The sequence below is a fragment of the Desulfovibrio sp. SGI.102 genome (genome assembly GCF_050314315.1).
Classification (GTDB): domain Bacteria; phylum Desulfobacterota; class Desulfovibrionia; order Desulfovibrionales; family Desulfovibrionaceae; genus Desulfovibrio.
On sequence record NZ_JBNPNC010000001.1, the window covers coordinates 41029 to 56789 of the forward strand.

The following is a 15761-nucleotide window of genomic DNA, read 5'->3' on the forward strand; positions in this document are numbered from 1 at the left end:
CCAGCCGCACACAGGACAAGGATATGACCCTTCAGGAACTGCTGACCTCGCTGACCCGCGACCTGCACGCCGCAGACACGGACGCCCCCGCGCTGGAGGCCCGCCTGCTGGCAGGCCATGTGCTGCACCTTGACCGCATCGGCCTGATGCTGGCCATGCCCTCCCCTGTGGCGGACGACGCAGCCGCCGCCATCCGCGCCCTGACCACCCGCCGCTGCGCCGGTGAACCGCTGGCCCACATCACCGGGCGGCGCGAGTTCTTCGGCCGCGATTTCGAGGTCAGCCCGCAGACCCTCATCCCCCGGCCGGAGACCGAGCTGCTGCTGGAGATCGTGCTGCGGGAATGCGAGGGGCACGGGGAGGTGCGCTTTGCGGATCTGGGCACGGGCACGGGCTGCATCGGCATTACGCTGGCTCTGGAGCTGCCGCACAGCCGGGGCCTGCTGCTGGAATACAGCGCCGGGGCCCTGCCCGTGGCGGCCCGCAACATCAGCAGCCTGCAGGCCGCTGACCGTCTGGCCCTGGTACGGGGGGACATGTTCACGCCGCCGCTGTTGCCGCAGGGGCTGGACGTGCTGGTCAGTAATCCGCCCTACATCGCCGCTGCGGAAGAAGACGAGGTTATGGCGGAAGTCCTGCATCACGAGCCGCACAGCGCGCTCTTTTCCGAGCAGGACGGTCTGCGCCACCTGCACGCCGTCATCCGTTCCGGACAGCAGGCCCTGAAACCGGGCGGCCTTATCGCCATGGAACACGGTTACCGCCAGGGCGAGGCCGTGCGCCGTCTGCTGATGGAGGCCGGTTACGGCGCGCCCCGCACCGAGCAGGATCTGGCCGGTCTGGACCGCTGCACCTGGGCCCGCCGGGACTGATCCGCCGGAGGAACCAGCAGCAGCGGGCGTCCCTGCCCTCCCGCATCGGCAGGGCACTACCAAGAGGCACCACCGCTCCCCTTGCTGCACACGCCATCGCCGCCGGCGAGGCCTGCGATGTGTGCCGCCCGCGAGCTGCACACATCTTGATAAAATTTTTCCGGCTCCTCTCCCCGCAGCGACCCTGTACGGAAAGGACGGGGCAGCACTCCGGCACTCCGTATCTTCCGCCGGGCACGTCGCGCGCGCCGAGGCCGGGCACGGCGAAAAAATTTCCCTCTTCCCGGCTAGGCCCGGAAGGCACTCTTTGCTATAGCAAGGCAAAGGTGTTCGTCATGGGAAGATACGCAGACCCCACGGAAAAAGCCATCCGCTGCCCGCTCAAGGGGCATCAGCGGCCCCTGCTGGCCTGTCTGGCCTGCCGGCATTTCCCCTGTCGCGCCATGACGGAAGAACGGCTGGCCCTGTTACGCACGTCGCCCTTTGTCCAGCTGGATACGAAAAACTCAAAACTGCTGCCACGGAGGCACGTCATGTATATTTTCAGGATGACTTCTGGAGAACTGCGGGACGCTCCCGAAGATTTCAGCCCCGATGCCCCGGACTTCGAACAGCTGGCCGATGTGGAAGAAGTGCTGGTCATCGGCAAGGTGCTGGTCAAGCAGTTGCGCCTGGTGGCCAAGCCCCGGGAAGAGCGCGACCGCATCCGGGAACAGCTCTCCACGCCCGACCTTCCCGAGGAAGTGGAAGAAGAAAAGCCCCGCCGCAGACGCCGCAGCAGCGTCCGGGACGAGGACTGATGCCATTGGGGACTGCCATCCGTGCGGTCCCTTTTTCTTTTTCCCTTGCTGATTTTCCTTTTGGGAATGCAGGTCAATTTTTTCCATCACCGGGATCCGCCAGCCCCGTCCGCCTGTCGTCCGCCTCTCCTTCCCTGCCCTGCCATGCCTTCCCCCTGACGGCGATCTTTTTTGCGGCGTCCGCCACTACCGGGGCACGCGCCCTCCCGGCCCCTGATCCCGGTCTTTCCCGTCCCTGACGGGCTGCATGTCCCTCTCCGGACCGCAAGAGCGAGGGCGCTCCCATCCGCTCATCCCGGGGCAGGACTTTTTCCAGAAACGGCAGCCAACAAGCCGGCATCACGCATATTTTTTTGCTCTCCACGCGATGCTTGGGAAATGATTCCCAATCAATTCCGGCATGGACATTTTCCGCGTTACGGTTTAATGTCGCACATGCATAGATAAATCGACGACAACCATAGCGAACAGCGACAGCGCCCCTGCCCGCCGGACACCACCGTACCGGCATCCGTACCGGGCCCACCCCGGAACGAAAAAAGGACGCGCTGTTTTTTTGGCCCCGTATGGATGCAGATCATTCATCCATACATGAATCTCGCGAAGGTTGCCGGGAACATGACACCATCATTCCATATTCGACATGCCTTGCCAGACGACGGACGGACACGGGGTTCTCCTGCCGGATGACATGCAGGCCGGATAGCCTGAGGGGGAAACCATGGAAGAATTGACGAAACTTGTCTCCAACATCAACAGCTTCATCTGGGGCATGTACTGCCTTATCCCGCTGCTATGTGGTGTGGGCATATACTTCACCATCCGGCTGAAGTTCATCCAGGTCCGCAAGTTCGGACAGGCCGTGCGCATGCTCTTCGGTGACCTTTCCCTGAAGGGCAAGCGCGCCGACAAGCACGGCATGAGCTCCTTCCAGTCCGTGGCCACCGCCATCGCCGCCCAGGTGGGTACAGGCAACCTGGCCGGTGCCGCCACCGCCATCGCCATGGGTGGTCCCGGCGCCATCTTCTGGATGTGGATCGCCGCCTTCTTCGGCATGGCCACCATCTTTGCCGAAGCCGTGCTGGCCCAGGTCTACCGCACCCGCGACGACGCCGGCCACATCACCGGCGGCCCCGCCTACTACATCTCCAAAGGTCTCGGCAGCCACAAGCTGGCCGTGTTCTTCTCGGTCTCCATCATCATCGCCCTGGGCTGCATCGGCAACATGGTGCAGTCCAACTCCATCGCCGACGCCTTCAGGACCGCTTTTGACGTGCCGCCCCTGGTCATGGGCCTGATCATCGCCGCCTGCGGTGCCTTCGTCTTCTTCGGCGGCATCGGCCGCATCGCTGCCGTGACCGAAAAGATGGTGCCCCTCATGGCCCTGCTGTATGTCATCGGCGGCCTGTTCGTGGTCCTCAGCAATGCCGACCAGATCATCCCCGCCTTCAAGATGATCTTTGTGGGCGCCTTCGATCCTTCGGCCGCCACCGGCGGCATCATCGGTGCCGGTGTCAAGGAAGCCATCCGCTACGGTGTGGCCCGCGGCCTGTTCTCCAACGAAGCCGGTATGGGTTCCACGCCTCACGCCCATGCCGTGGCCAAGGTGCAGTACCCCGCCCAGCAGGGCCTGATGGGTATCGTCAGCGTGTTCATCGATACTTTCGTCGTGCTCAACATGACCGCCCTGGTCATCTTCGTCACCGGCGCTCTGGACGGTACCACCACCGGTATCGCCCTGACCCAGAAGGCCTTCTCCACCGGTCTGGGTGCCTTTGGTATCAAGTTCGTGGCCATCTGCCTGCTGTTCTTCGCCTTCTCCACCATCGTGGGCTGGTATTTCTTCGGTGAGCAGAACGTCAAGTACCTGTTCGGTACCCGCGGCGTGACCCCCTACCGCGTGGTGGTGATGTGCTTCATCGTCATGGGTTCCCTGCTGCAGGTGAACCTGGTGTGGGAACTGGCCGACATGTTCAACGGCCTCATGGCCTTCCCCAACCTTATCGCCCTCATCGGTCTGGCCAAGGTCGTGAGCAAGGCCCTGGACGAATTCGAACAGGCCAACCTGGCTGACAACAAGTAGGGTCCCTGCCTGAAACAAAAAGTCCCCTGACCATCGTGGCCAGGGGACTTTTTTCATTTTTTTTCAAGGCCTCGCAGACAGCCGCAGGGCCATGCATCAGGGAAAAAAGCGTACGGGAATCAAAGCGTGGTCCCGATGCAGCCATCATGCTTTCAACATACTGCAACAAAAAACAGAAAAAACAAATGTAACACTACATAATAATGCCATTTATGGAATTTTTTTTCATCCATCGCACAGGATTTTTTTATAAAATTAGATAAAAAATAAAAAATTTACTCACTCTTTTTCTTAATGTATTGCCTTTATGCAGTAAAAAATATCCCCCATATTCCCTGCTTGATTTCACACTATAATAATTATATGCATACCGGACATTTTTTGATTCTGACCGGCCCTGCCGGGCCGAAGCAAAATTTTTCTCCCACCATAGCTTCACGGAGGTATCGAAAATGGAGCTCATCTACACTGGCAAAACGAAGAACGTCTATGCCCTGGAAAACGGCAACTATCTGCTGAAGTTCAAAGATGACTGCACCGGCAAGGACGGCGTTTTCGATCCCGGCGAGAACTCCGTGGGCCTGACCATCGACGGCGTGGGCGACGTGAACCTGCGCATGTCCATCTACTTCTTCGAAAAGATCAATGCCGCCGGCATCAAGACCCACTATGTGAGCGCCAACCTGGCCGACACCACCATGGAAGTCCTGCCTGCCAAGCCCTTCGGCAAGGGCCTGGAAGTGATCTGCCGCCACAAGGCCGTGGGCAGCTTCATCCGCCGTTATGGTGATTACATCGAAGAAGGCGCCGACCTGCCCGCCTATGTGGAAACCACCTTCAAGAACGATGCCCTGGGCGACCCCCTGGTCACCAAGGACGCCCTGGTGGCCCTGGGCGTGATGACCGACAAGCAGTACGACGACATCAAGGACATGACCCAGAAGATCACCCAGATCGTGGCCGACGACCTGAAGGAAAAGGGCCTGGTCCTGTACGACATCAAGTTCGAATATGGCTATGACGCCGACGGCAAGGTCATCCTCATCGACGAGATCGCCTCCGGCAACATGCGCGTCTACAAGGACGGCAAGTACATCGATCCCATGACCCTGTCCAAGATGTTCTTTGCCTAATCGGCAGGAACCTCCCCGCCGCGGCCTGACGGGCTGACGGCATCCGCCTGCAAGGCTCGCCCGGTATGGAATGCTCCATGCCGGGCTTTTTTGTGTCTGAGAACAGGAGGCTACCCTCCACGTGCATGAACAGGCGTCTTTCCACCCAACCGTACCCATACATATACAAGCCCATAACAAAAAAGCCCTCACGGAGTTTTCCGTAAGGGCTTTTTGCTTTTTCCTGGAGCTGGTGAAGGGACTTGAACCCATAACCTGCAGATTACAAATCAGCTGCTCTACCGATTGAGCCACACCAGCATCTCTCCTCTTTTAGATGAATCCTGACCGCTTGGCAAGGGCTTTCGCACAGGGGGCTTTTCACCGGCCGGCTCTCCTGCCTCAGCATATGAAGGACAGCAGACGGCTCTCAAGCGCCTACCGCTCTGCCGCTGTCAGCACGGGGACGAGCCCTTCCCGGCCGCAAATAGCCAGCGTCAGATGCTCCCGGGCGCGCGTCATTCCTACATAAGCCAGACGCCGCTGGCGGGGCTTCTCCGGCTGGAGGCGATCCATGCCCAGCAGGAAGACATGGGAAAAATCCAGACCTTTGGCGCTGTGGATGGTGGAAATGCAGACGCTGTCCGTGGTGATGTCGAAATAGCGCTTGCTGGTCGTATCCCGGGCCACCCAGCGGGCCATGACGCCCCGGGCCTCCACCGCTTCCAGCAGGCTTTCCGGCAGGCTGGACGCCAGCCCTTCCATGCGGGAATGGGCGTAGAGGATCGCTATCTCGCTCATGGGCACACCCTCCCGTACCAGAGTGGCCACGGCATCCGCCACGTCGCGCACCAGCGCAGGCGCATCGGCGCTTTGCAGCCAGCAGGGCGCTTCCCCTTCCGCACCTGCCAGCTCCGGCACGTGCTCACCTTCCGGCAGCAGACGCAAGGCCATCCGGGCGATGGCCCGTGTGTTGCGGTACTGGCGTTGCAAACGGCGCAGCCGCAGACCGGCGATGCCCATTTTCTCCCAGCCGCTGTCCTCCGGCTGGTACAGGCATTGCTGTTCATCCTGGGCCACGGTCAGCACCCCATGCGGCGGCAGCAAGGCCAGCAGGACGTGCGCCATCTCCGGGGAAAAATCCTGCCCCTCATCGACCAGGATGGCATCCCAGTGCCCTTTGAGCGGATGCTCCCCTTGCAGGCGCTCCTGTGCCTCCTGCACGATGATGTTGTAATACTCGCTCTCCTCGGCATGGGTCAGCGGTTCGCCCAGGATACGTTCACAAACACTGTAAAACGGCACCACCTCTACCCCGTCCGGGCCAAGGCTGGCGCCCTTGCGGGCCAGCAAGCGGCGGATGTAGCCCACCAGCGACAGATTGAAGCAGGTCACCAGCACACGGCGGATCTTTTTGTCCACCCGCGGCAGGTTCCAGGCCTGATGCGCCAGAATGAGCGTCTTGCCGCTGCCGGACGGCCCGATGATGAGCTGTTTCCCGGCGCCCATGCCGCGTGCCAGATTTTCCTGGTCGCGGTCCAGAGCGCGGATGGTCTCGTCCTGGGCCGAGGCATGCGTCCCGCCGCGTACGGGCAGTTCCAGCCGCACCACGGGGAAGATCCGGGCCCGCAGCCAGTCGATCTGGGAACCCGAGAGCTGGAAAGGGAACAGGGGCGGGAAATGCTCCGCGAGCCAGCACGCGAAACTGCGGCCCGAGGCATCCCGCCGCAGCGGGGACTCCTCGTGCAGTTCATCCCAGAAGATGATCCGGCCCTCCTCCATGACCTCGCCCAGACCGGCCGCCCGGAATTCCTCACGGCTGATGTGCGGCAACACCGCCCCGCCGGTGACGGGACAGGGCAGCAAAGGTTTGCCGTCCGCCATGCGGGGCGCGTGCTTGTTCAACAGGGTGAGCAGGCTGCCCACATATTCCCGCGCCTGGGCCAAAGGCTGCTTGCGCCGTTCCTCCCGGCCGTTGACCGACAGGAGCACGCTTTTGCCGTCCACTTCCAGCAGCTGGTCGATGAGCCAGTCCTTGACCTCCAGCACCACCAGGCCGCAATCGGGCGACAGCAGGATGAAGTCCGGCTCGCGCTCTTCGATATCCGGCGCGTACCAGCACAGGAATTTGCCGTCCGGCCGGGCCGTGCGTTGCAGAAAACTGTACGTTGCTTCTTCGCCGGTCGTCAGGAACGACGTCACATCAGCAGGAAACATGGTCGCCATGGCAGGGGCCCTCCCCCTACATGATATACATGACGAACCTTTTCCCGCAATCCTTGCAAGCGAGGATGATCCTGCCCTGCGCAGGACAGGTCCCGGATATGGGCAACAGACGGCGCAGCCATTCCGGCAAAAAAGACAGGCTTGCCCGGCTCAGCGTCGTGTGGCGGGAACCGCAATGCGGACAGGGAAACACAGGCCTGTTCCTATCCATGAGGACCTCCTTGTTTTGCCTGTTATCCCGCTTGTCCGCTCCATAAAATGGAAAAGAAAAGGATGCATTCCATCGGGCAGCTCTGACGGCTGCCCTTCTTCCGTTGACATTAGTTCGCCCACGAACTAAAAACGCCCGAATTCCTGCACGGAGGCCCCATGCCTGCCACTTCACCTGATGACATCATCGACCTGCTCTCCCGTATCCGGGAACGGGCCAACCAGCATATCTGCGACGAACTTGCCCGGCGCGGCATCACCGATCTGCTGCCCGCCCACGGGGCCGTGCTCCATGCCCTGTTCAAGGAATCCCCCCAGCCCATGAGCACGCTGGCCCGGCGCATAGGCCGCAAAAAAAACACGGTCACGGGCCTGGTGGATACCCTGCAGGAGCGCGGCTACTGCCGGCGCCGTCCCTCGCCGCAGGACGCACGGGTGCAGCTCGTGTCCCTGAGCGACAGGGGCGAGGCCCTGCGCCATGTCCAGACGGACATCTCCACGGCACTGCACCGCAGGCTCTGGCAGGATATCCCGCCCACGGATCAGGCCGTCTGCATGGCTGTGCTGGACAGCCTCCTGCGCAATCTGGCCCGCTGATCCTCTGTCCCCAACGCCCCGCCACTTTCAGCCATTCGCGGAATCCCATGCTCAAGACCGCTTCCCTTATCGGGCTCGTCCTCTATTTTGTCATCCTGTTGCTGGTCGTCCTCAAGGAAAAAAAGAACAGCGACGTGGAAGACTATTTCTTTGCCGGGCGCAGCCTGCCGTTCTGGGCCCTGTCCATCACCTTCATCGCCTCATGGTGGGGCGGGGGCTCGGCCCTGTCCACGGCGGATCTGGCCTTTGCCGACGGCATGGGGGCCTTCTGGTACTACGGCGTGCCCGTGCTGGTGGCCACCCTGCTCATGGGCCTGGGGGCACGGGCCATCCGCAGCGTGGGCTATCTGACCCAGGGGGCCATGATGGAGACCCGCTATTCCCGCCCCGTGGCACGGCTGCTGGCGCTGATGATCCTGTTTTTCATGCTGTTCTCCGCTGCCTCGCAGATGGTGGCCGTGGGGGACTTTTTCGGGACCTTCCTCGGCATGGGCTATGAGGGCGGCGTGCTGGCCGGGACGCTCATCGTGCTGGTCTATTCCATGTTCGGGGGCTTTCGCGGCGTGGTGCTCACGGACATCATCCAGTTCGTGCTGCTGCTCCTGTCCGCCCTGGCCGTCTTCGTGGTGGCCATGCAGGAATGCGGCGGCCTGGGCCCCATCGCCGAGGCGGCGGCCCGCAGCGGCAGGCCGGAATTCATGAGCCTGACCGCAGGCGCCCTCAAATACCTGATGTACGTCATCACCTTCGGCTGCTCGTGGATGATCCAGGCCAATGTCTGGCAACGCATCTCGGCCACACGCGACACGCGGGACGCCCGGCGCATGACGGTCATGAGCTTTTTCGTCTACATCCCGCTGTACCTGATCGTGGTCCTTACCGGCATGGCGGGCATCGTCCTGTTCGACACCCTGCCCAAGGGCGGCGTGGTCACCGCCCTGGTGGAAAGCTCCATGTCGCCCCTGCTGGCGGCGGTGGTCTTCGTGGGCATCTCGGCGGCCATCATGTCCACCATGGACTCCCTCATCAACACCGGCGCCATGACCCTGGTCATGGACCTGCTCCCCGGCAGCTACGACGAAAAGACCCGCTTGCGCCTGTCCCGGCTGGCCACGCTGGTCATCGTGGCCGTGGGCATCCTCATCTCCCTGCGCATCCGTTCCATCTTCGAGATCACCTGGATAGCCTCGGACATCATCACCACCGGCGTGTTCGTACCGCTTGTCCTGGCCTTTTTCTGGCGGCGCGGCACCAGCAGGGGCGCCCTGTGCTCCATGCTCTGCGGCCTGGCCTACTGCCTGTACAATCTGACCATCTTCCTGGGGATGCCCTTGCCCGCCTTCTGGGAGCAGCAGTCGGCCCTGCAGGTGATCCTGGGCGTCTGCCTCTCCCTGCTGGTCTTTACCGTGACCAGCCTGCTGGATGAGCCGGAATACCACAAGGCCGACGCCTTTCTGGCCCGGACCCGGCAACAGGCCTGCTGACGGCATGCCGTGCCGTGACGCGCCTGCCGGGACGCAGCCCGCAGCGGGAGCCACCGCGATATGTCCGGCACCCCACCGGCCACGGCACATGGAAGCAGACCGGAAGGATGCCCTGCAAAGCCGCATCCTTTGGCGGACGATACCTTGACGATAAAATGCCGGCACAGGGCGTACGGCCATGCCACGCCCTGACGCTTTGCTCATGCCTGCCGCAGCAGACTGGCTCCGTCAGACTTGCGGAGCCCCCTTGGCAAGGCCCCGCTTTGCTGGCACAATCTCTGACAGGCCGTTTTTCGTCTGCTATTCAGGATACTTTTACCTGACCCGCTCTCGGGCAGGAGGGCATTATGAAGACAGAATCGTCCGCCCCTTCCGAAGACAGCCTCCGCAGCAAGCGCCGTTCCTTCCTGGCCGGTCTGGTCGCCACGGGCCTGCTCTATGCCACGCCGGTCCTGCTCTGCGTCAATGAGGCCGAGGCCCACTCCCGCCCCTCGCACCGGCGCCGTAGCCGCTATACCCGCGGCAGCCATTATTCCCGGCGCAGCCGCTACTCCAGGCGCAGCCGCCGCAGCCGTCCCTCGCGCCGTCATTCCCGCCCCTCCCGCAACTATGATTACCGTGACCGTTATGACGACCGTTACGACGGTCGCTACGACGGCCGCTATAATGAAGGCTGGCACCGTGAGGCCGGGGATCGCCTGCGCGACACGTTTAATGACGCCCTGGGGGGCTTCCGGCCGGATCGCTACTAGGCATGGCGCACCAGGACGTCTTTTTTGCCGGTGTACCGGGAGCCGTGCGACTGCATGACTGCCAAGACCTGCTACCCGCACTGGATGCTTTTTTCCGGCTCTGGCCGCACGCCCCGCAACCAGCAGGGCTCCCGACCATCTCCGGGACGCTGCCATCCGGCCTGCACGAAACTGCGCCCCTGCTGGCCATCACTCCACAGGGGCGCGGCTATCGTCTGCGCTCTCCCTGGCTGCCCGCTCCCCGCTACGAGCCCTCCCGGGCCTGTCTGCTGTGCAGCCTGGCCATCGAGCTGGTGGCCGCCTGCTGTCATGCCTGCCCCCGCCTGATTTCCCTCCATGCCGCAGCCGTGTGCCTGCACGGGCGCACCCTGATCTTCTGCGGCGACAACCGCGCCGGGAAAAGCACGCTGGTCACCCGTCTCATGGCCGATGCAGCCCGGGGGCTCGGTGACGACCTGTTGGGTCTCCATCAGGGAAAAATCTTTTCCTTCGGCGTAGCTCCCCGCCTGCGCCTGCCCCTGCCCTCTTCCCCAGTTCTGAAACGCTTCATGAACGAACGTCCGGGCATACGTGATCGCTATTATGGCTACCTGACCCCCTCCCCGGACGATCTGGCGCCCTGGGGCGAACGCCACGGCCCGGATGCCGTGATCCTGCTGGAACGCACACCCGGCAGCCGGGCTGTTCTTCTGCCCGCCCCTGCCGCCACCGGCATGGACAACGTGCTGGCCCGTTTCCTGATCCCCGACGGCGGTGCACCGGAGGTCCTCAGGCTGGGCTCGCAACTGCTGGATACCCTGCCCTGCCGTATCCTCCGCTATGATGACCTGGATGAAGCCGCAGAGCTCCTCGCACAGCAGGCGTCCTTGCTGCCCCCGGCTGCGCTCCTGCCTGCGGATTTTCCTCCTGTGACGGATTCTTCTGCCTCTTGTGCTCGTCCCTCAGCCGGCCGGCCTCCCGCAGCCGAGCCCGTCGGCGACGCGGGGGACAGCAGGACACTGTGGCAGCAGCGCCCGGGCCTGAGTTGCCGGCAGGCAGGACAAAGCATCTTCCTCACGGACAGCCACGGTAACCACATCTTTCGTCTCGATGGCACCGGAGCCGTGGTCTGGCAGCTGCTTTCCGCTCCCCTTTCACGTGACGAGGCTCTTTCCCTGCTGGCCGAGACCTTCCCTGACGTCCCCAAAACACGCATCCGGCACGAGCTGAAACAACTTTTTCAGGCCCTTTTTAAAGCCCGCTTGATCGAAAAAGCCCATAAAAGCCCCTGAAGCAAGGAAAACGGGCTTTTTAGGCGTACCAATAATATATTGTTTTTATTTACTTTTTATTTTTTTGACGAAAAAAAATCGAAAAAATGCAAAAAAGTGCTTGCCAAAGGGGCCGGTTTTCCGTAAACACATCCTTGCTGCTGACGAATGCCTCACGAAAGCGAAAGCCGAACGGGGCAGCAGGGCACCGGAAGCAAAGCCGGACAAGCCCACGCCAGACTGAAAATCTTGCAAGCCAACATCGCTTGCAACTCAGAGTGGAGGGGTTCCCGAGTGGCCAAAGGGAACAGACTGTAAATCTGTCGTCGTAAGACTTCGGTGGTTCAAATCCACCCCCCTCCACCACTTCTGAATAAGAAGTGTGGCACATGCTAACAACTGCCTTGGCTGTAGGAGACAGGTAGACTGTCGGGAACTACGGTGCAGTACCGGGCAATGCCGAAACCCGGGGGCCAGTTCGCTGACCTGCAAAACAACGCGCATCGAGGATGCGGGAATAGCTCAACGGCTAGAGCATCAGCCTTCCAAGCTGAGGGTTGCGGGTTCGAATCCCGTTTCCCGCTCCATTCCTGCATTTTTCCCTTCCAGTCATCCTTTTTCCTGTCAAAGCACGTTCCCTGGGCAACAACACAGGGACTTATGCGGGCAGTGGCAAGAAACCGGGAGCAGGCGTTCGAAACCATGCTCAAGGTTGAAAGTACAGTAACCGCAACAAATTTTATCCTCAGGGAGACGTACAATGGGCAAGGAAAAATACGAACGCAAAAAGCCCCACGTTAACATTGGTACCATCGGCCACATCGACCATGGTAAGACCACTCTGACCGCCGCCATCACCAAGATCGCCGGTCTGAAGGGCGAAGGCAGCTTCGTTTCTTACGACGAGATCGACAAGGCTCCCGAAGAAAAGGAACGCGGCATCACCATCGCCACCGCCCACGTGGAATATGAAACCGACAAGCGTCACTACGCTCACGTGGACTGCCCCGGCCACGCCGACTACATCAAGAACATGATCACCGGCGCCGCCCAGATGGACGGCGGCATCCTGGTGGTGGCCGCCACCGACGGCCCCATGCCCCAGACCCGTGAGCACATCCTGCTCGCCCGTCAGGTGGGTGTGCCCCAGCTGGTCGTGTTCCTGAACAAGTGCGACCTGGTGGACGACGAAGAACTGCTGGAACTGGTGGAACTGGAAGTGCGCGAACTGCTGTCTTCCTACGACTTCCCCGGTGATGACGTGCCCGTCATCCGCGGCTCCGCCCTGAAGGCCCTGGAATGCGAAAGCGCCGACGCCCCTGAAGCCAAGTGCATCATCGACCTGCTGCAGGCCTGCGACGACTTCATCCCCGATCCCGAACGCGACATCGACAAGCCCTTCCTGATGCCCATCGAAGACGTGTTCTCCATCTCCGGCCGCGGTACCGTGGTGACCGGTCGTGTGGAACGCGGCGTCATCAAGGTCGGCGACGTGGTGGAAATCGTGGGTATCAAGCCCACCGCCCAGACCACCTGCACCGGCGTGGAAATGTTCCGCAAGCTGCTGGACCAGGGCGAAGCTGGTGACAACATCGGTGTGCTGCTGCGCGGCACCAAGCGTGACGAAGTGGAACGTGGCCAGGTGCTCGCTGCTCCCAAGTCCATCACGCCCCACAAGAAGTTCAAGGCTGAAGTGTACGTCCTGTCCAAGGAAGAAGGTGGCCGTCACACCCCGTTCTTCTCCGGCTATCGTCCTCAGTTCTACTTCCGTACCACCGACATCACCGGTGTGATCAACCTGCCCGAAGGTGTGGAAATGGTCATGCCTGGCGATAACAGCCAGTTCCTGGTGGAACTGATCGCCCCCATCGCCATGGAAGCCGGTCTGCGCTTCGCCATCCGTGAAGGTGGCCGTACCGTGGGCTCCGGCGTGGTGACCGAAATCATCGAGTAGTACCATGAGAGTGAATATCATCCTTGCCTGCACTGAGTGCAAGCGTCGCAACTACAGCACCCGGAAGAACAAGAAGAACACCACCGGGCGTCTGGAAATGAAAAAATATTGTCCCTGGGACAAGAAGCACACGCTTCACAGAGAAACCAGGTAACAATACTTCCGCAGGGGGGAGCACCCCTCCCCCCTGACGGTACGCAGGGCAGTAGCTCTAACGGCTAGAGCGGCGGTCTCCAAAACCGCAAGTTGGGGGTTCGAATCCCTCCTGCCCTGCCATTTTTTATCTTGTGGGAAGCACCATGGTAAAGAAATCCGCGCAAGCCGACTCCAAGACCGAACAGACCCCCAACCCCATCTCCCGCCTGGCGCAATATATCGAAGATTCTCGCGGCGAACTGCGTAAGGTTACGTGGCCTACGCTCAAGGAAACGCGCAAAGCGACGTTTGCGGTTCTGGGCTTTGTTGCCGTCATGGCGATCGTGCTTGGCCTCGTGGATCTGGGGCTTTCGGCCATCATCAAGAGCATCCTCTCCTAAAGGCACATATGAACACTCCCGTTATCGACGAGAACTCCGAACTGGGGAAGAAGTCTCGCTGGTACATCGTGCACACCTACTCCGGTTTCGAGCAGCGCGTGCAGAAGACCATTAAGGCGATGATGGATTCCGGCGAGGACAATGGCCTCATCCAGGAAGTGGTCGTGCCTACCGAAAAGGTCATCGAACCTTCCAAGAACGGCTCGCAGCCTCGCACCAGTACCCGCAAATTCTACCCCGGCTATGTGATGATCCGCATGATTATGACGGATCTTTCCTGCCATCTGGTGCAGTCCATCCCCAAGGTCACCGGTTTTGTGGGGGGTAAGAACCGCCCCACTCCCATGAGCGAAAGTGACGCCGCGCGCATCCTCTCGCTGATGGAAAGTCGCCAGGAGACCCCCCGGCCCAAGTTCAACTTCGAACGCGGCGACGACGTTCGGGTTATCGAGGGCCCCTTCGAGGGCTTCAATGGCGTCGTGGACGATGTCAACTACGAAAAGGGCAAGCTGCGCGTATCCGTTTCCATCTTCGGAAGACAAACCCCGGTGGAACTGGATTTCGTGCAGGTTTCCAAGGGCTAGCATCGGAGCAGCGCCGCAGGGCGCTGTTCCAGTCATAAGGATAGAACATCATGGCCAAAAAAGAAGTTGCCAAAATCAAACTGCAGATTCCGGCCGGCGCCGCCAACCCCTCCCCGCCGGTGGGTCCCGCCCTGGGTCAGCATGGCCTGAACATCATGGGCTTCTGCAAGGAATTCAATGCCCGCACCCAGGACCAGAAGGGCATGATCATCCCTGTGGTCATCACGGTCTACGCTGACCGCTCCTTCACCTTCATCACCAAGACTCCCCCGGCCGCGGTGCTGATCATGAAGGCCGCCAAGATCGAAAAGGGCTCCGGTGAACCCAACCGTAACAAGGTTGGCAGCCTGACCATGGCCCAGGTGGAAGAAATCGCCAAGCTGAAGCTGCCCGATCTCAACGCCGCCACCCTTGAGTCCGCTGTGAAGTCCATCGCCGGCACCGCCCGCAGCATGGGCATCGAAATCAAGTAGGGACCGGTTTACCGGATGACGGCAGCCTGGCTGCCCCTCGTTGATCAATTGTACTGCCAGACCTGGAGCAGTCCATGTGTGGCAGGAGATAAAACGAAAGGATAAAGACATGCCCAAGCATGGCAAAAATTTTCGCAAAGCTCTCGAAGGCGTGAACCTGCAGGAACGCCTGAGCGTTGAAGACGCTGTGAGCAAATCCCTGGGCGCTTCCTTCGCCAAGTTCGACGAAACCGTCGACGTGGCCATCCGCCTGGGTGTTGACCCCAAGTACTCCGACCAGATGGTGCGCGGCGCTGTGACCCTGCCTCACGGCCTGGGCAAGACCGTTCGCGTGGCCGTTTTCTGTAAGGGTGAAAAGCAGGCCGAAGCCACCGCCGCCGGCGCCGACTTCGTGGGTGCTGAAGACCTGGTGGCCAAGGTCAAGGAAGGCTGGCTGGACTTCGACGCCGCCGTCGCCACCCCTGACGTCATGGCTCTGGTGGGCCAGATCGGCCGTCTGCTCGGCCCCCGCGGCCTGATGCCCAACGCCAAGACCGGTTCCGTTACCTTCGACGTGACCAAGGCCGTCAACGAACTGAAGGCCGGTCGCGTGGACTTCAAGGTCGACAAGGCCGGTGTTCTGCACGCTCCTCTGGGCAAGGTTTCCTTCGGTCCCGAAAAGATCCTGGGCAACCTCAAGGCCCTGCTGGAAACCGTGAATCGTCTGAAGCCCTCCGGCGCCAAGGGCACCTACATGCTCTCCATGGCTGTGTCCACCACCATGGGCCCCGGCTTCAAGATCGATATGTCCCAGGTGAAAAAATTCCTGGAAGGCTAAGCCCATTTTTT

15 protein-coding genes and 4 tRNA genes are annotated in these 15761 nt (G+C 61.2%); 17 read left to right on the forward strand and 2 right to left on the reverse strand.

Going from position 1 to position 15761, the window contains the following annotated elements:
- The first annotated feature begins 23 nt into the window (after window positions 1-23).
- The 4 genes from prmC (at window position 24) to ACQRCJ_RS00220 (ending at window position 4888) form a co-directional block, all read left to right on the forward strand.
- The gene (gene prmC, locus ACQRCJ_RS00205) at window positions 24-872 is read left to right on the forward strand and encodes a peptide chain release factor N(5)-glutamine methyltransferase (protein ID WP_297138176.1); all 849 of its coding nucleotides are present in this window, start codon (window positions 24-26) and stop codon (window positions 870-872) included.
- 335 nt (window positions 873-1207) lie between these two features.
- Entirely contained in the window at window positions 1208-1672 is a 465-nt protein-coding gene (locus ACQRCJ_RS00210) for a hypothetical protein (protein ID WP_168935431.1), read from the forward strand.
- Between the two features lie 721 nt (window positions 1673-2393).
- Window positions 2394-3755: an alanine/glycine:cation symporter family protein gene (locus ACQRCJ_RS00215; protein ID WP_304014807.1), complete on the forward strand. Its 1362-nt coding sequence runs from the start codon at window positions 2394-2396 to the stop codon at window positions 3753-3755.
- 452 nt (window positions 3756-4207) lie between these two features.
- A complete protein-coding gene (locus ACQRCJ_RS00220; protein WP_006003800.1) occupies window positions 4208-4888 on the forward strand; it encodes a phosphoribosylaminoimidazolesuccinocarboxamide synthase in 681 nt (226 codons plus the stop codon).
- A gap of 224 nt (window positions 4889-5112) precedes the next feature.
- Here ACQRCJ_RS00220 and ACQRCJ_RS00225 read toward each other — a convergent pair.
- Window positions 5113-5188 (reverse strand) — tRNA-Thr (locus ACQRCJ_RS00225).
- A gap of 117 nt (window positions 5189-5305) precedes the next feature.
- Window positions 5306-7093 (reverse strand): 3'-5' exonuclease, encoded by a 1788-nt coding sequence (locus ACQRCJ_RS00230; protein WP_427799151.1) that lies wholly within the window; start codon window positions 7091-7093, stop codon window positions 5306-5308.
- Window positions 7094-7462: 369 nt separating this feature from the next.
- Between ACQRCJ_RS00230 and ACQRCJ_RS00235 the strand changes: the two genes are divergently transcribed.
- The 13 genes from ACQRCJ_RS00235 to rplA all read left to right on the forward strand — a co-directional run bounded on the left by ACQRCJ_RS00235 (window position 7463) and on the right by rplA (window position 15750).
- Window positions 7463-7900, forward strand: coding sequence for a MarR family winged helix-turn-helix transcriptional regulator (locus tag ACQRCJ_RS00235; protein ID WP_427799152.1), 438 nt, complete (start codon window positions 7463-7465; stop codon window positions 7898-7900).
- A gap of 47 nt (window positions 7901-7947) precedes the next feature.
- Window positions 7948-9384, forward strand: a complete 1437-nt coding sequence (locus tag ACQRCJ_RS00240; RefSeq protein ID WP_427799153.1) for a sodium:solute symporter family protein — start codon at window positions 7948-7950, stop codon at window positions 9382-9384.
- A gap of 347 nt (window positions 9385-9731) precedes the next feature.
- Window positions 9732-10136, forward strand: a complete 405-nt coding sequence (locus tag ACQRCJ_RS00245) for a hypothetical protein (protein ID WP_289615854.1) — start codon at window positions 9732-9734, stop codon at window positions 10134-10136.
- Between the two features lie 2 nt (window positions 10137-10138).
- Entirely contained in the window at window positions 10139-11407 is a 1269-nt protein-coding gene (locus ACQRCJ_RS00250; protein WP_419008837.1) for a PqqD family peptide modification chaperone, read from the forward strand.
- Between the two features lie 259 nt (window positions 11408-11666).
- Window positions 11667-11752, forward strand: a tRNA-Tyr gene (locus ACQRCJ_RS00255).
- A 145-nt stretch (window positions 11753-11897) separates the two neighbouring features.
- A tRNA-Gly gene (locus tag ACQRCJ_RS00260) sits at window positions 11898-11973 on the forward strand.
- 173 nt (window positions 11974-12146) lie between these two features.
- Window positions 12147-13340 (forward strand): elongation factor Tu, encoded by a 1194-nt coding sequence (gene tuf, locus ACQRCJ_RS00265; protein ID WP_168935186.1) that lies wholly within the window; start codon window positions 12147-12149, stop codon window positions 13338-13340.
- Between the two features lie 4 nt (window positions 13341-13344).
- A complete protein-coding gene (rpmG, locus tag ACQRCJ_RS00270) occupies window positions 13345-13494 on the forward strand; it encodes a 50S ribosomal protein L33 (RefSeq protein ID WP_072334080.1) in 150 nt (49 codons plus the stop codon).
- 45 nt (window positions 13495-13539) lie between these two features.
- Window positions 13540-13616, forward strand: a tRNA-Trp gene (locus ACQRCJ_RS00275).
- A gap of 23 nt (window positions 13617-13639) precedes the next feature.
- Entirely contained in the window at window positions 13640-13876 is a 237-nt protein-coding gene (gene secE / locus ACQRCJ_RS00280) for a preprotein translocase subunit SecE (protein ID WP_006003620.1), read from the forward strand.
- Between the two features lie 8 nt (window positions 13877-13884).
- The gene (gene nusG / locus ACQRCJ_RS00285) at window positions 13885-14460 is read left to right on the forward strand and encodes a transcription termination/antitermination protein NusG (RefSeq protein ID WP_006003618.1); all 576 of its coding nucleotides are present in this window, start codon (window positions 13885-13887) and stop codon (window positions 14458-14460) included.
- A 50-nt stretch (window positions 14461-14510) separates the two neighbouring features.
- Entirely contained in the window at window positions 14511-14933 is a 423-nt protein-coding gene (rplK, locus tag ACQRCJ_RS00290; protein ID WP_006003616.1) for a 50S ribosomal protein L11, read from the forward strand.
- Window positions 14934-15042: 109 nt separating this feature from the next.
- On the forward strand, window positions 15043-15750 hold the full coding sequence (gene rplA / locus ACQRCJ_RS00295; protein ID WP_040368907.1) for a 50S ribosomal protein L1: 708 nt from the start codon (window positions 15043-15045) through the stop codon (window positions 15748-15750).
- Window positions 15751-15761 lie beyond the last annotated feature (11 nt).

Excerpts from the sequence above, each read along its gene's own strand:
- prmC (WP_297138176.1), top strand. The coding sequence starts at position 24 with ATGACCCTTCAGGAACTGCTGACCTCGCTGACCCGCGACCTGCACGCC.
- ACQRCJ_RS00210 (WP_168935431.1), top strand. The coding sequence starts at position 1,208 with ATGGGAAGATACGCAGACCCCACGGAAAAAGCCATCCGCTGCCCGCTC.
- ACQRCJ_RS00215 (WP_304014807.1), top strand. The coding sequence starts at position 2,394 with ATGGAAGAATTGACGAAACTTGTCTCCAACATCAACAGCTTCATCTGG.
- ACQRCJ_RS00220 (WP_006003800.1), top strand. The coding sequence starts at position 4,208 with ATGGAGCTCATCTACACTGGCAAAACGAAGAACGTCTATGCCCTGGAA.
- ACQRCJ_RS00230 (WP_427799151.1), bottom strand. The coding sequence starts at position 7,093 with ATGGCGACCATGTTTCCTGCTGATGTGACGTCGTTCCTGACGACCGGC.
- ACQRCJ_RS00235 (WP_427799152.1), top strand. The coding sequence starts at position 7,463 with ATGCCTGCCACTTCACCTGATGACATCATCGACCTGCTCTCCCGTATC.
- ACQRCJ_RS00240 (WP_427799153.1), top strand. The coding sequence starts at position 7,948 with ATGCTCAAGACCGCTTCCCTTATCGGGCTCGTCCTCTATTTTGTCATC.
- ACQRCJ_RS00245 (WP_289615854.1), top strand. The coding sequence starts at position 9,732 with ATGAAGACAGAATCGTCCGCCCCTTCCGAAGACAGCCTCCGCAGCAAG.
- ACQRCJ_RS00250 (WP_419008837.1), top strand. The coding sequence starts at position 10,139 with ATGGCGCACCAGGACGTCTTTTTTGCCGGTGTACCGGGAGCCGTGCGA.
- tuf (WP_168935186.1), top strand. The coding sequence starts at position 12,147 with ATGGGCAAGGAAAAATACGAACGCAAAAAGCCCCACGTTAACATTGGT.
- rpmG (WP_072334080.1), top strand. The coding sequence starts at position 13,345 with ATGAGAGTGAATATCATCCTTGCCTGCACTGAGTGCAAGCGTCGCAAC.
- secE (WP_006003620.1), top strand. The coding sequence starts at position 13,640 with ATGGTAAAGAAATCCGCGCAAGCCGACTCCAAGACCGAACAGACCCCC.
- nusG (WP_006003618.1), top strand. The coding sequence starts at position 13,885 with ATGAACACTCCCGTTATCGACGAGAACTCCGAACTGGGGAAGAAGTCT.
- rplK (WP_006003616.1), top strand. The coding sequence starts at position 14,511 with ATGGCCAAAAAAGAAGTTGCCAAAATCAAACTGCAGATTCCGGCCGGC.
- rplA (WP_040368907.1), top strand. The coding sequence starts at position 15,043 with ATGCCCAAGCATGGCAAAAATTTTCGCAAAGCTCTCGAAGGCGTGAAC.